Origin of the sequence: Sphingobium amiense (genome assembly GCF_003967075.1) — a bacterium.
In the GTDB taxonomy this organism is placed as follows: domain Bacteria; phylum Pseudomonadota; class Alphaproteobacteria; order Sphingomonadales; family Sphingomonadaceae; genus Sphingobium; species Sphingobium amiense.
Genome location: NZ_AP018664.1, coordinates 2,444,795 through 2,457,601, shown reverse-complemented (window position 1 = coordinate 2,457,601; position 12,807 = coordinate 2,444,795). Strand labels below are relative to the sequence as shown.

Below are 12,807 nucleotides of genomic sequence, written 5' to 3'. Positions count from 1 at the left end.
TAAGCGCCATGTCGGTCATCCCGATTTCCGAACTGAACGATCGCGCCCGCGACGTTTTCCGCCTGGTGGTGGAAAGCTATCTGGGCACCGGCCTGCCGGTCGGATCGCGCACGATCAGCAAGATCGCGTCGCTCAGCCTGTCGCCTGCCTCGATCCGTAACGTGATGCAGGATCTGGAGGAACTGGGCCTGCTCGCCGCGCCGCACACATCGGCGGGGCGGATGCCGACCGAAACGGGGCTGCGCCTCTTCGTCGACGGCATGATGCAGGCCGCCGAACCCTCGGTCGAGGAACGCCGCGCCATCGAGGCGGGGATCGCCGAAAGCGGCCCGATCGAGGAAGCGCTCTCCGCCGCCACCGCCACGCTTTCGGGCCTGTCCGCCTGCGCGGGCATCGTCATGGTGCCCAAGCGCGAGCCGGTGCTGCGCCAGTTCGGCTTCGTGCCGCTGAACGGGCGGCAGGCGCTCGCCGTGCTGGTGGGCCAAGATGGATCGGTCGAGAACCGCGTGCTCGACCTGCCCGAAGGCGTCAGCGCGGTCGCCATGAACGAGGCGGCGAATTTCATGTCCGCGCGCTTTGGCGGCATGACGCTGCGCGAAGCGGGCGAGGCGCTGGCGCGGGAGATGGAGGCGGAACGCAACGCGCTGGACCAGAGCGCCCGCGATCTCGTCGCGCGCGGCCTCGCCATCTGGTCGCACGATGCGGACGACCGCCCGGTCCTGATCGTGCGCGGCCAGTCGCACCTGCTGGACGATGCCGCCGCAGCCGACCTCGAACGCGCGCGGCAATTGCTCGAAGCGCTGGAGGGCAAGCAGGACATTCTCGACCTGCTGCGCGGCGCACTGGCAGGCAGCGCGACCAAAATCTTCATCGGATCGGAAAACAAGCTCTTTTCCCTGTCGGGTTCTTCGGTCATAGCCGCGCCCTACCGTGGCGCGGACGGCCGGGTCGTCGGCGTGGTCGGCGTGATCGGCCCCACGCGCTTGAACTATGCACGGGTGATCCCCATGGTGGATTTCACCGCACAGACGCTGTCGAGATTGATGAGATGAGCGAAGACAAAAATCAGGAAAATACCGAAGTCGTGGACATTCTGCCCGAAGACGCCGCGCCCGCCGCCGATGCGCCGGTGGATCGCGTCGCCGCGCTGGAAGCCGAGCTGGCGAGCGCGAAGCAGGACATCCTCTACGCCCATGCCGACACGCAGAATGTGCGCCGCCGTCTGGAAAAGGAACTGGCCGACGCGCGCGCCTATGCCGCGACCGCCTTCGCGCGCGACATGCTGTCGGTGGCGGACAATCTGAGCCGCGCGCTCGCCGCGATTCCCGCCGACCTGCGCGAGGACGAGAAGTTCAAGAGCCTCGTCGTCGGCCTTGAAGCCACCGGGCGCGAGCTGGAGAGCGTGTTCAGCCGCAACGGCATCGTGAAGCTGGAGTCTGTCGGCCAGCCGCTCGACCCCAACAGGCATCAGGCGATGATGGAAGTGCCGTCCGCCGATGCGGAGCCGGGCACGATCCTCGTCGAAATGCAGGCGGGTTACACGATCAAGGACCGGCTGCTGCGCCCCGCCATGGTCAGCGTGGCGAAAAAGCCGGACTGAAGGCGCGCGAGGGGAGGGGCTGACCCTTTCCTCGCCGGGCATCTCTCATGAAGATGCAATAAAAATATATCGTAACTCTTGACGCTTTCCCTTTTTAAGATATATCGCAAAGCATCATGACATATATGAAAGATGCACAGATGCGATTTTCCCATCCCTTCCACGGCCGCCATGGCGGCCCGATTCGCGGCCATGGCCGCTTCGCTTTCCCGCACGGCTTCGGTCGCGGCGGCTCGCGTCCCGACGGCTTTGGCGATGAGGGCGAACGCGGAGGCCGGGGCGGCGGGCGCGGGGGCGGGCGCCGCCGCCTGTTCGACAATGAGACGCTGCGCCTCATCCTGCTGAAGCTCATCGCCGACGAACCGCGCCACGGCTACGACCTGATCCGCGCCATCGAGGCGCTGTCGGGCGAAGCCTATGCGCCCAGTCCCGGCGTGGTCTATCCGACGCTGACCCTGCTTGCCGAGATGGACTTGATCGCCGAACAGCCCGGCGAAGGCAGCCGCAAGCGCTTCGCGATCACCGATGCGGGCCGCGCGCAGATCGACGAGCGCCGCGCCGCGCTCGACCTCGCGCTCGAACGCCTGTCCTCGCTCGCGAAGAAGGCGCAGCGCATGGATGGCGGCCCCGTCCGCCGGGCGATGCACAATCTCCGCTTCGCGCTCCAGAACCGCCTCGAAAAGGAAGGCGCGGACGAGCAGACCCTGCTCGATGTCGTCGCCCTGATCGACGAGGCCGCCCACAAGATCGAAAGGCTCTGATCCATGACCGTCACCGCCACTGTCCCCACGACAAACGCCAGCCGTTATCTCCAGCAGCTTTCCAAGCACTGGAGCCACAAGTTCGACGTCACCTTCGACGCGGACAAGAGCGTCATCGCCTTTCCCATGGGCGCTTTACGCATGGAGGCGCAGGCCGATGCGCTGATCGTTACACTCGACCCGACGCCGGAGGCCGATGTGGAGCGGTTCAAGCAGGTCGTCGCCGACCATCTCGACCGCTTCGCCTTCAAGGAAGCGCCGCTCGCCTTCGACTGGAAATAGGCGGGTCGTTCAGACCGCGTCGATCATCTCCGCCAGCACGGCGAGGCAATCCCTGCCAAGCTGCGCTGAGCGGGCGGGCGACCAGCCATAATCGGCGTCGGGCAGATCGTCATTGTCCTTGAACGGCATTTCCAGCGTCATCGCGACCGCGCCGAAGCGCTCGGCGATCTGGTTGGTCGACATGGACAGGTTCGCCTTGCCCGCGCCCGCCACCGGATAACCGAGCCGCGTCTGGAAATCGGGCGTCCGCGCCGCCAGTGTGTCGCGATAGCGGTGATAGAGCGCGAGCTGCCCCTCGGTGATCGAAGGAATGCCCTCGAACCCGGCGATGAAGACGGCGGGAATCGCCTCGTCGCCATGAACGTCCATCGCGAAATCCACGCCTGTCGCATCCATCGCGTCGCGCACCAGCTTCACCTCGGGGCTGCGCTCCATCGTCGGCTCGTGCCATTCGCGGTTGAGGTTCACGCCCGCCGCATTGGTGCGCAGGTGGCCGCGGCGGCTGCCGTCCGGATTCATGTTCGGAACGACATGGATCGTCGCCTTCTGGCGCAGCAGCCGGGCGACGGCGTCCTGTTCGTCGCACAGCCGCTCCAGCGCGCCTTCCATCCACCATTCCGCCATCGTCTCGCCGGGGTGCTGCCGGGCATAGAGCCACACCTGCTTCGCCCCGTCGCCCAGCGTCAGCAGGTCGATCGGCTGCCCGTCCAGCGTCAGTCCCAGTTCGCGATGCGCGACGCCCGGCTGAGTTGCGGCCCAGGCGATCAGGTCATGGTGCCGCTCCATCGAGTAGGGCGCGAAATAGGCGAACCAGACCGCGTTGCTGTCCGGCGTCGCCCGGATCGTCAGCACGCCATCGGCATAGCCGGTGTCTGCGAGGAACCAGTTTTCCCGATCCTCGCTCATCCGCGCGCGATAGCCCGGCCAGCCGCCGGGATAGGCCGACTTTGCGCCGTTGGCGATGGCCAGTTCCACCTCACGCCCCGCCGCGTTGGCGAGGCGGAAGTGGAACCACTGGTAAAAGTCGCTCCGGTGATCGGTCACGATCTCCAGTTCGGCGCGCACCGCGCCGCCCGGCGTGTCTGTGATGGAAAGGACGCGGATATTGCCGCTGTCGAAGCCGCTCGAAATGCTGATGGTCATTTGACGATCATAGTGCGCCCCGATTCGCCCGGATAGCCCCCGATCAGCACATCGGCGAGTTTCTGCGCGGCGGCGGCGGGCTGCGACGCGGGCGTCCCCTGCCGCGCTTCGGTCATGGCGCGGCCTTCCCAGACGGTCTGCGAATCGGACCGGCGGCGCAGTTGCACCTGCAATTCGGTGGTCACGATGTCCTTGGGCTTGCCCGACAGGTTGATGCCGATGCCAAGGCCAAGTCCGCCGAAGCTGCCGCCCCGGCTCCCGCCACCGAAGCCGCCGCCCACGCCTACGCTAACCGGACTGCCGCTGCGGTCGACGCCGGTCGGGCGGAAGCCCCGGCGAAAGCTCACCAGCGCCACATAGTCGCTGGCCGCGCCCGCCGGCGCGGGGGTGAAGCCGACCCGCTGCCACGCCTGCGCCACGGCGCCAGCATAGGTCTGGAATTCCAGGCTCACGTCCGGGTTGCCGGGCATCTCCTCCACCGCGACGGTGCCCGACCGCGCGGGATCTGGGACGTGGAAGCGCGTCACCTCCACCGGCGGCGTGCTGGCGGCGCAGGCGGCGAGGGGGAGGGCAAGGGCGGCGGTGAGGATCAGGCGCTTGGACATGGATGTATCGCTCCGGATAGGGCTTTGCTGCGTAGACGGCACGGGCGGTTCACTTCCCTCTAACGCGTCATCCACGAATGTGCTGCATGAACGATGAACGGCGGCAAAAAGCGGCTCCGCGCCCTTGACTTTGCCCGGATCGACCCATAGGGGCTGCGCTTCGATTTTCCGACCTCATTTCGATTCATCAAAGGCCGATAGCCATGAAGATCCGCAACTCGCTCAAGTCGCTCAAGGGCCGCCACCGGGACAACCGCGTGATCCGTCGCCGTGGCCGCACCTACGTCATCAACAAGACCAACCGCCGCTTCAAGGCCCGCCAGGGCTAAGGCAGCGCGCGCCGCTCCGGCGGCGGCGGTTTTATCGAGCATGGCAGGCGCCCGGTCGATGGCCGGGCGCTTTTCGCATGTCTGCGTCAGAAGCTCGGGCTTTCGTCCCGGCCCTTGAGTTCATCGCCGCGCACCGCCGCGACGTGAAGGACGTTGGTCGATCCCGGCGTTCCGAACGGCACGCCCGCCAGCACCACGATCTTGCCGCCCTTTTCGACCATGCCGTGACGCAGCGCCATGCGCCGGGCCTTGCCGATCATCTCTTCGAAATTGCCGATGTCCTTGGTGCGCACCGCATGCACGCCCCATGTGAGGCCGAGCTTGCGCGCGGTGTCGGATCGCGGCGTCAGCGCGAGGATGGGCGCTGCGGGCCGTTCCCGCGCGACGCGGCGCACCGTGCTGCCCGACGAGGTGAAGCAGGTGATGGCGCTCGCCCCGGTGACGGCGACGATGCCGCCCGCCGCTTCGGCCAGCGCGTCGGCGGTGGTGGGATCGGGCAGCGTCTCGGTATAATGGAGCCGCCCGAAATAGCCCGGATCGCGCTCCACGCTGTGCGCGATGCTGTCCATCATCGTGACGGCCTCGACCGGCCAGTCGCCCGCCGCCGTTTCCGCCGACAGCATGATCGCGTCCGCCCCGTCATAGACCGCCGTCGCCACGTCCGACACTTCGGCGCGGGTGGGGGAGGGAGATTTTATCATGGATTCGAGCATCTGCGTCGCGACCACCACCGGGCGGCCCAGCCTGCGCGCGGTGGCGACGATCTGCTTCTGGAGCGGGGGCACGGCCTGCGGCGGCAGTTCGACGCCCAGATCGCCGCGCGCCACCATGACGCCGTCGGCCAGTTCGACGATCTCCTCCAGCCGCTGCACGGCGGAGGGCTTCTCGATTTTGGCCATCAGCGCGCCATAGCCGCCCATCAGCTTGCGCGCCTCGGCCAGATCCTCGGGCCGCTGCACGAAGCTCAAGGCGATCCAGTCGCATCCCTGGCTGATCGCGAAGCTGAGATCGCGCCGGTCCTTGTCGGTCAGCGCGGGGACGGGCACCACCACGTCCGGCACATTGACGCCCTTGCGGTTGGACAGCGCGCCGCCGACCTCGACCACCGTGTCGATCCGCGCGTCGCTGACCGCCTTGACCCGCAGCACCAGCTTGCCGTCGTCGAGCAGCAGCCGCGTTTCGGGCACCAGCGCGGCATAGATTTCGGGATGCGGCAGGTTGACGCGGCGCGCATCGCCGGGCGTTTCGTCCCGGTCCAGCACGAAGGACGCGCCGGTTTCGAGGATCGCCAGCCCCTTCTCGAACGTCCCCACCCGCAGCTTTGGCCCCTGAAGGTCGCCAAGGATTGTTGTGGGTCGGTGAAATTCCTTTTCCAGTTCACGGATGGTCGCGATGCGCCGGGCATGATCCTCATGCGCGCCATGGCTCATGTTGATGCGGAACGCGTCGGCGCCCGCCACGAACAGCGCCCGGATCATTTCCGCGCTGTCGCTCGCAGGGCCAAGGGTCGCGAGGATGCGGACCTTGCGTGAGCGGGGCGGTAACTTCGTCATGGTTTCTCCTGACCGTCTTGACCGTCGCTGGCCCGGCCTCGGCGGCCTTGCCAGTGCGTCGTTATGGGTTATCCGTGCTGCACGACAGGATGATGTATTTTCAGCGAAAGGAACGCCGATGGCCGACACCATACTCACAGATGCCGTGGCTGCAACCGCCTTCCGCCGCCTGATCGCGCATTTGCAGCACCGCACCGATGTCCAGAATATCGACCTCATGGGAACGGCGGGCTTCTGCCGCAACTGCCTCGCCGACTGGATCGCGGAGGCGGACGGCGCGATCACGAGGGACGAGGCGCGGGAGATCGTCCACGGGATGCCCTTCGCCGAATGGAAGGCAAAGCATCAGGGCGAAGCGACGCCCGAACAGATCGCCCGCATGAAGGAGAGTGTAGCGAAGAACGCCGACACTCATTAGAGGCGAGCGCCAACCCGATTCACATATGGAGATTTTTGCATGAGCGAGGGCAATGTCGCCGCCGACCAGCTACGGCTTCTGATCGAACGCATCGAGCGGCTGGAAGAAGAAAAGAAGGGCATCGGCGACGACATCAAGGACGTCTATCTGGAGGCCAAGGCGACCGGATATGATGCCAAGATCATGCGCCAGATCATCCGCCTGCGGAAGATGCAGCCCCACGACCGGCAGGAAATGGAAGCGATCCTTCAGACTTACCTTGCCGCGCTGGGCATGGAATAAGGGCGCATCGACACCGTAAGGAGAGCGCCCATGACCGAGATGATCGTCAGCACCACCAGCCGCCTCGAAGGCAGACCGGCGAAGGAATATCTCGGCGTCGTCACCGGTGAGGTGATCGTGGGCGCCAACCTGTTCCGCGATCTTTTCGCCAGCGTGCGCGACATCGTGGGCGGGCGTTCGGGCGCTTATGAGGATGTGCTCCAGCGCGCCCGCGATCAGGCGCTGGGCGAAATGCGGATGCGTGCCGCGACACTGGGCGCGAATGCGGTGGTGGGCGTCGATCTCGACTATGAGGTGATCGGCTCCAACGGGTCGATGCTGATGGTGTCGGCGTCGGGGACCGCGATCATCTGCTGACTGCGATTCACCCCAGAAAGCCGCTGAGCGCGGATGGATCGAAGGTGATCGCGGTGAAGCCGAATATCCCCATGGCGACCCCCATCGCGCCGAAAACCCATCCGATCAGAAGCGGCAGCGATGTTTCCGCCAGCGCGGCGACGGCCGCCAGCGATACGGCGGTGGAGACCATCGCCTCGCTGGCGTCGAACTGGTCGTCATGGACGTTGAGCGCGTCGTAGCGATCGCTCGACGCCCGGGCCTGTTGCGCCAGTTTCGGTGCTTCGGCCCGATATTTGCCGATCTGCCGATCGAAGTCTTCGAGCGTCGCTTTCGCTGCCGGAGCCGTGACGGCGATCTGGGCGCGGGCGGTTTCCACGATATGCTGCTTGGTGCGCGTCGCCTGATACTGGCCCCATCGGTCAACCGCATCGGACTGGGCCTGCTGCATCGCCTGGACGATATTGCCGTCCTTGATGTTGCACAGGGCCATGAACACGGACAGCATCACGACGGTGATCGCAACCCGGCGGTTGAGCCGCCTGTCCTTGGCCTGCGCGCTCACTTCTATTTCCATGGCGCGCAGATAACGCGGGCGGCGCGGCGAACGCCAGTTACAAGCGGTTCATGTCGCTTGCCGCCTCGTCTTGCGTCGGGCGGCGGGTGAAGCTAGAGACCGCGCTTCTCATTCCGACAGCAGCAGGAGACGGCCGTGGCCGGCCATTCCAAATTCAAGAACATCATGCATCGCAAGGGCGCGCAGGACAAAAAGCGTTCCTCGATGTTCTCCAAGCTGAGCCGTGAAATCACGGTGGCGGCCAAGATGGGCATGCCCGATCCGGACATGAACCCGCGCCTGCGCCTCGCGGTGAACGCGGCCAAGGCCCAGTCCATGCCCAAGGACAATATCCAGCGCGCCATCGACAAGGCGTCGGGCGGCGATCTGGAGAATTATGAAGAGGTGCGTTATGAAGGCTATGGCCCCGGCGGCGTCGCCATCATCGTCGAGGCGCTGACGGACAACCGCAACCGCACCGCCACCAACGTCCGCACCGCTTTCTCCAAGAATGGCGGCAATCTGGGCGCGTCGGGCGCGGTCAGCCACGGGTTCGAGCGGCTCGGCCTCATCACCTATCCCGCGAGCGCGGGCGACGCCGACGCGGTGTTCGAAGCCGCGCTGGAAGCGGGCGCGGACGATGTCGCCTCGAACGAGGATGAGCACGAGATCTGGACCGCGATGGACGCGCTCCACGAAGTCGCCAAGGCGCTGGAAACCAAGCTCGGCGCGGCGGACAGCGCCAAGCTCGCGTGGAAGCCCACCACCACCGTCGAAGTCGACGAAAGCAACGCCGCGACGCTCCTCAAGCTGGTCGACGTGCTGGAGGACGATGACGACGTCCAGACCGTGTGGGGCAATTACGAAGTGTCCGACGCGGTGATGGAGAAGCTGGGTTGACGCAGTTTCCCTCTCCCCGTGGGGGAGAGGGTTGCGCAGCCTTGGCGGCTGTGTCGCCTAGGCGAAGCTGGGAGAGGGGTTGGTCCAACGCCCGAGACCGCCGCCCCCCTCTCCAAGCGCGGCTAGCCGGCAAACCGGCAAGCCTTGCTATCCTCTTCCCCAGGGGGAGAGGATTACAGTTATGATCCTCCTCGGTCTCGATCCCGGCCTTGGCACTACGGGCTGGGGTCTTATCTCCGCTGACGGCAATCGCCTCACGCATATCGCCAACGGGCAGATCAGGACCGATGCGGAGATGGCGCTGGCCAGCCGTCTTCTGGCGCTCGATCTGGCGCTCGCCGACCTTATCCTTGAGCACAGGCCCGATGGCGCGGCGGTCGAGGAGGTGTTCGTCAACGTGAACCCGCAATCGACGCTGAAGCTGGGGCAGGCGCGCGGCGTGGTGCTGTTGGCGGCGTCGCGCTCGGGCATGGAGGTGGGCGAATATGCCGCCCGGCTCGTCAAGAAATCGGTCGTGGGCGTCGGCAATGCGTCCAAGGATCAGGTGCATGCGATGGTGCAGCGGCTGCTGCCCGGCGCGAAGATCGCCGGGCCGGACGCCGCCGATGCGCTCGCCGTCGCCATCACCCACGCCCACCATCTCGCGAGCGCGCGCCGTATCCCCACGCGCTGAGCGGCGTCAGCCGAACAGGTCGGCGAAGAAGTCCCGCATCGACCGGAAGCTGCGAGCGTCCGCGTCGGCGCTGTAGGCGAGCCGCTTTTCCGGCATGTTCACCGCCTTGTCGGTGAAGGCGTGGCCGGTATGGCCATAGGCGTGGATCTGCCAGTCGCATCCCGCCTGCGTCAGTTCCTTCGCCAGTGCGACAGTGGCGTCCGGCGGCGCGATAGGATCGTCCCAGCCGTGGCAGACGAGCAGCTTGGCCTTGATCTCCGCGTTGGGAAAGGGCGGCGCATCATAAACGCCGTGGAAGCTCACCCCGCCCGCGAAATCCGCGCCCGACCGCGCGAGGTCGAGCACGCATTTGCCGCCGAAGCAGAAACCGATGGCGGCGGTGCGCGCCGCATCGACCTGCGGCAGCGCTTTCAGCCAGCCGAGCGGCGCGTTGACCCGGTCCCGCATCAGCGCCCGGTCGTCGTTCAGTTCGGCCATGTATCGGCCCATGTCGGGATCGTCCCGGCGCGTCCGCTTGCCCTGCCCGTAAACATCGGCGACCAGCACGACATAGCCCAGAGCCGCCACCCGCTCCGCATAGGCGAAGTCCGATTCCTTGGTGCCGAGGATATTGGGAAAGAGCAGCACGCCGGGCCGCGGCCCTTCTGCCGCGTCGTCGAAGACCGCGACATTCTCGAACGGCGCGCCGCTCTGTTCCTGCACTAGCACCTGCCGCACGATCGCCATCACCTGTCTCCTTCGCTGTCTCTTTATATGCTGCCGAAGCCCGGCGCTTCGCCCCGCGCCGCGCGGTCGATCCGGCGCGGGCGCTTCCAGCCGATCGCGGGCCGCTTGCGCAGGTGCAGCGTCGGCCAGTCGCCGCGGTCGCTCCGTTCGGCAAGGCGCATCCCCTGCCGCCGGTAGGCCGCGATCACCGCATCCGCCTGTTCGTTCAGCAGCCCCGCCAGCACCACCGATCCGCCCTCCTCCACCAGCGCGCAGAGCGACGGCGCCAGTTCGATCAGCGGCCCGGCAAGGATGTTGGCGATGAGCAGATCGTAGGGCGCGCGCCCGGTCAGCGCGACATGATCCGCGCCCGCCGCCGTGACCAGCGCCAGTCGCCCCGGCCCGTCGCCCAGCGGCACCCCGTTGGCGCGCGCATTGTCCGCGCTGATATCGACGGCGACCGGGTCGATGTCCGACGCGATGGCATGGGCGCGCGGCCATAGTGTGAGCGCGGCGAAGGCGAGCAGCCCGGTGCCGGTGCCGATGTCGGCGACGTTGCGAAAGCGCATTCCCACGCGCCGCATCCGGTCCAGCATGGCGAGGCAGCCCGCTGTCGTTTCATGCTGCCCGGTGCCAAAGGCGCGTCCCGCCTCGATCAGCAGGTTGACGTGGCCGGGCAGTTCCGGATCGCCCGCGATGTTGCGCACATGGAAGCGGCCTGCGGTCACGGGTTCCAGCCCCTGCTGGCTGATCGTCACCCAATCCTCGTCGGGCAGCGCTTCGACCTGCGGCTTCACGCCCGCTGCGCTCGGCACCAGTGTCTTGAGCAATTTGATGGCGGCGGGGCCGGGCCGCCCCTCGAAATAGGCGTCAAGCCGCCAGACGCTCCCGTCATCCTCCGCCTCGCTGGTCATGAGCACCGGCGGATGCTCCATCAGCGCGAAGGCCGCGATGTCTCCGTCCAGCGCTTCGGCTTCGGCGCGGGTGCAGGGCAGGGTGACTTTCCAGCTTTGCGCTGGCGCGGCATCGTTGGTCATCCCGCCGCCTTTAGAGCAGGGGGACGGTAAGGGGAAGCGAGATGGAAAGTGGATCAGCCTTGCTCGTCACCCCGGCCGAAGAGCCGGGGTCCCGCTGCCTTGAACCGAAGGAAGAAGCGGAACCCCGGATCAAGTCCGGGGTGACGGAGGTGGCCGGCTTTAAAGTTAAGCGACCTGCCGTCCGAAGTCGGAGGATGCATTGCGCAGGCTGGTGAGCTTGCCCTCGACGCTGACGAAGCCGCGTTCGAGCTGGTCGATTTCCGACGCGACGACTTCGGTGTCCTGACGGATGGCCGAGATGGTGCTCGACATCGAATCGGCGGCGAGCGCGGTTTCATCGACGGCGGCGGTAATCATCGTGACGGTCTGCGCCTGCGCATCCATTGCGTGACGGATGCGTTCGGCGCTGGCCTTCACTTCGCCAACCGTGTCGCGGATGCGCTCGTTCGTCTCGACGGACTGGCGGGTCGATGCCTGAATGTCGGCGATCTTGCCCGCGATTTCATCGGTCGCGCGCGCGGTCTGGTTGGCGAGGCTCTTCACTTCCTGCGCGACGACGGCAAAGCCGCGCCCCGCATCGCCCGCGCGCGCCGCCTCGATGGTGGCGTTGAGGGCGAGGAGGTTGGTCTGGCCCGCAATGTCGCGGATCAGGCCCAGGATCGATTCGATCGACTTGGCATGTTCGGACAGGGTGGCGGACATGGTGACGGCGTCGCCTGACTGGGCGGAAGCGCGCTGCGCAACTTCGGCGGCGCTTTCCACTTCGGTGCGCGCATCCTCGATGGCGCGGATGAGACCGGCGGAGGTGCGTGCGGCTTCGCGCATGGCGATGGCGGACTGTTCGGCGGCGGCGGCGACTTCGGACGCCTTGCCCAGCATTCCGCGCGTGGCGGCGGACGCGTCCTTCGCCTGCTCGCGCAGCGATTCGCCCAGCTTCGATGCGCCGTCTATCTCGCCCACAATCCGCTGTTCGAACAGCGTGCCATAGCGTTGCCGTTCCACCCGCTGATAATCGGCCTGGTCCTGCGCCAGCACATTGCTCATGAAGCCCGCGTCCAGCATCGCCATTTTCAGCATCGGCGCGGTGAAACGGCGGACATCGGCCATGTCGCCGCCGCTCTTTTCCCACAATATCTCAAGGATGCAGTCGTTCGCCGCAGCGACGGCCCGCAGGACGGATTCGACCGCCACGCCATGCTTTCGCGCATGACGCACGCAGTCGGCGGCGGATTTCGCCCACTCGCCTTCGCGGAAATGCAGCAGTTTCTGCGTGATATAATTGTCGGTCTCGCGCCGGATGCGGTCGACCACATCCGCATCGAGTTGCCGGTCCAGCCCGGTATCGCCGATGTAGAGTTCATAAAAGGCGCGGCTGATTTTCGGTATGTCAGGCTGCACCAGCATGCCGATCTCGCCGATTTGACGGGCGAGGTCGGTTTCCCGTTCGAGACTGGCCATAAATTCGGCCTGATGGCTGGCGGCGGGCATGAAGGACAGCATGAACGCAAAAACCCCTGTCGGTGCGATGACTCCGAATAACAGGGGCGGTTCTAGGCCATTCTGGTTAATCAGTTCTTATTCGTCCGGGCTTTTATGTCGCGGCGCTTTATCCGCACCCGAGGGCGTC

Annotated in this window: 17 protein-coding genes; 10 read left to right on the top strand and 7 right to left on the bottom strand. The window is 66.3% G+C overall.

What is annotated here, in order from left to right; genetic code table 11:
- Nucleotides 1-8 precede the first annotated feature (8 nt).
- From hrcA to SAMIE_RS11785, 4 genes are all read left to right on the top strand, one after another.
- A complete protein-coding gene (gene hrcA, locus SAMIE_RS11800; RefSeq protein ID WP_066700325.1) occupies nt 9-1,052 on the top strand; it encodes a heat-inducible transcriptional repressor HrcA in 1,044 nt (347 codons plus the stop codon).
- Nucleotides 1,049-1,600 (top strand): nucleotide exchange factor GrpE, encoded by a 552-nt coding sequence (gene grpE, locus SAMIE_RS11795; protein WP_066700323.1) that lies wholly within the window; start codon nt 1,049-1,051, stop codon nt 1,598-1,600. Before hrcA ends, grpE begins: the two co-directional genes overlap by 4 nt.
- Nucleotides 1,601-1,740: 140 nt before the next feature.
- Nucleotides 1,741-2,361 (top strand): PadR family transcriptional regulator, encoded by a 621-nt coding sequence (locus SAMIE_RS11790; protein ID WP_083952471.1) that lies wholly within the window; start codon nt 1,741-1,743, stop codon nt 2,359-2,361.
- Nucleotides 2,362-2,364: 3 nt separating this feature from the next.
- A complete protein-coding gene (locus SAMIE_RS11785; RefSeq protein WP_066700321.1) occupies nt 2,365-2,643 on the top strand; it encodes a DUF2218 domain-containing protein in 279 nt (92 codons plus the stop codon).
- Between the two features lie 9 nt (nt 2,644-2,652).
- Here the strand turns inward: SAMIE_RS11785 and SAMIE_RS11780 are convergent, their stop codons facing one another.
- Both SAMIE_RS11780 and SAMIE_RS11775 read right to left on the bottom strand, forming a co-directional pair.
- A complete protein-coding gene (locus SAMIE_RS11780; RefSeq protein WP_066700316.1) occupies nt 2,653-3,786 on the bottom strand; it encodes a M14 family metallopeptidase in 1,134 nt (377 codons plus the stop codon).
- Nucleotides 3,783-4,391, bottom strand: a complete 609-nt coding sequence (locus SAMIE_RS11775; protein ID WP_066700314.1) for a hypothetical protein — start codon at nt 4,389-4,391, stop codon at nt 3,783-3,785. The genes SAMIE_RS11780 and SAMIE_RS11775 overlap by 4 nt, the downstream gene beginning before the upstream one ends.
- 203 nt (nt 4,392-4,594) lie before the next feature.
- Here SAMIE_RS11775 and ykgO point away from each other — a divergent pair, with 203 nt between their 5' ends.
- Nucleotides 4,595-4,720 carry a type B 50S ribosomal protein L36 gene (gene ykgO, locus SAMIE_RS11770; RefSeq protein ID WP_004210176.1) on the top strand — a complete coding sequence of 42 codons (126 nt, stop codon included), beginning with the start codon at nt 4,595-4,597 and terminating at the stop codon, nt 4,718-4,720.
- 86 nt (nt 4,721-4,806) lie between these two features.
- Here ykgO and pyk read toward each other — a convergent pair whose 3' ends face one another.
- Nucleotides 4,807-6,273: a pyruvate kinase gene (gene pyk / locus SAMIE_RS11765; protein ID WP_083952465.1), complete on the bottom strand. Its 1,467-nt coding sequence runs from the start codon at nt 6,271-6,273 to the stop codon at nt 4,807-4,809.
- Nucleotides 6,274-6,391: 118 nt separating this feature from the next.
- On the opposite strand from pyk, the gene SAMIE_RS11760 reads away from it, so the two are divergent.
- Genes SAMIE_RS11760 through SAMIE_RS11750 form a run of 3 tightly spaced genes read left to right on the top strand, consistent with a single transcriptional unit; the run spans nt 6,392 to nt 7,330 of the window.
- Nucleotides 6,392-6,691 carry a DUF1244 domain-containing protein gene (locus tag SAMIE_RS11760; protein WP_066700312.1) on the top strand — a complete coding sequence of 100 codons (300 nt, stop codon included), beginning with the start codon at nt 6,392-6,394 and terminating at the stop codon, nt 6,689-6,691.
- A 39-nt stretch (nt 6,692-6,730) separates the two neighbouring features.
- Nucleotides 6,731-6,973: a DUF2312 domain-containing protein gene (locus SAMIE_RS11755; RefSeq protein ID WP_066700309.1), complete on the top strand. Its 243-nt coding sequence runs from the start codon at nt 6,731-6,733 to the stop codon at nt 6,971-6,973.
- Nucleotides 6,974-7,003: 30 nt separating this feature from the next.
- Complete coding sequence (locus tag SAMIE_RS11750) at nt 7,004-7,330, top strand: heavy metal-binding domain-containing protein (RefSeq protein ID WP_174522219.1); 327 nt, start codon at nt 7,004-7,006, stop codon at nt 7,328-7,330.
- 7 nt (nt 7,331-7,337) lie between these two features.
- Here SAMIE_RS11750 and SAMIE_RS11745 read toward each other — a convergent pair whose 3' ends face one another.
- The gene (locus SAMIE_RS11745) at nt 7,338-7,886 is read right to left on the bottom strand and encodes a DUF4337 domain-containing protein (RefSeq protein WP_066700307.1); all 549 of its coding nucleotides are present in this window, start codon (nt 7,884-7,886) and stop codon (nt 7,338-7,340) included.
- 135 nt (nt 7,887-8,021) lie between these two features.
- Here SAMIE_RS11745 and SAMIE_RS11740 point away from each other — a divergent pair, with 135 nt between their 5' ends.
- On the top strand, nt 8,022-8,765 hold the full coding sequence (locus SAMIE_RS11740) for a YebC/PmpR family DNA-binding transcriptional regulator (RefSeq protein ID WP_066700306.1): 744 nt from the start codon (nt 8,022-8,024) through the stop codon (nt 8,763-8,765).
- 181 nt (nt 8,766-8,946) lie between these two features.
- Nucleotides 8,947-9,438, top strand: coding sequence for a crossover junction endodeoxyribonuclease RuvC (gene ruvC, locus SAMIE_RS11735; RefSeq protein ID WP_066700304.1), 492 nt, complete (start codon nt 8,947-8,949; stop codon nt 9,436-9,438).
- Nucleotides 9,439-9,444: 6 nt separating this feature from the next.
- On the opposite strand, the gene SAMIE_RS11730 is transcribed toward ruvC, so the two are convergent.
- The 3 genes from SAMIE_RS11730 to SAMIE_RS11720 form a co-directional block, all read right to left on the bottom strand.
- Complete coding sequence (locus SAMIE_RS11730; RefSeq protein ID WP_066700302.1) at nt 9,445-10,164, bottom strand: dienelactone hydrolase family protein; 720 nt, start codon at nt 10,162-10,164, stop codon at nt 9,445-9,447.
- Between the two features lie 23 nt (nt 10,165-10,187).
- The gene (locus SAMIE_RS11725) at nt 10,188-11,180 is read right to left on the bottom strand and encodes a 50S ribosomal protein L11 methyltransferase (protein WP_066700298.1); all 993 of its coding nucleotides are present in this window, start codon (nt 11,178-11,180) and stop codon (nt 10,188-10,190) included.
- A 165-nt stretch (nt 11,181-11,345) separates the two neighbouring features.
- A complete protein-coding gene (locus SAMIE_RS11720) occupies nt 11,346-12,680 on the bottom strand; it encodes a methyl-accepting chemotaxis protein (RefSeq protein ID WP_066700296.1) in 1,335 nt (444 codons plus the stop codon).
- Nucleotides 12,681-12,807 lie beyond the last annotated feature (127 nt).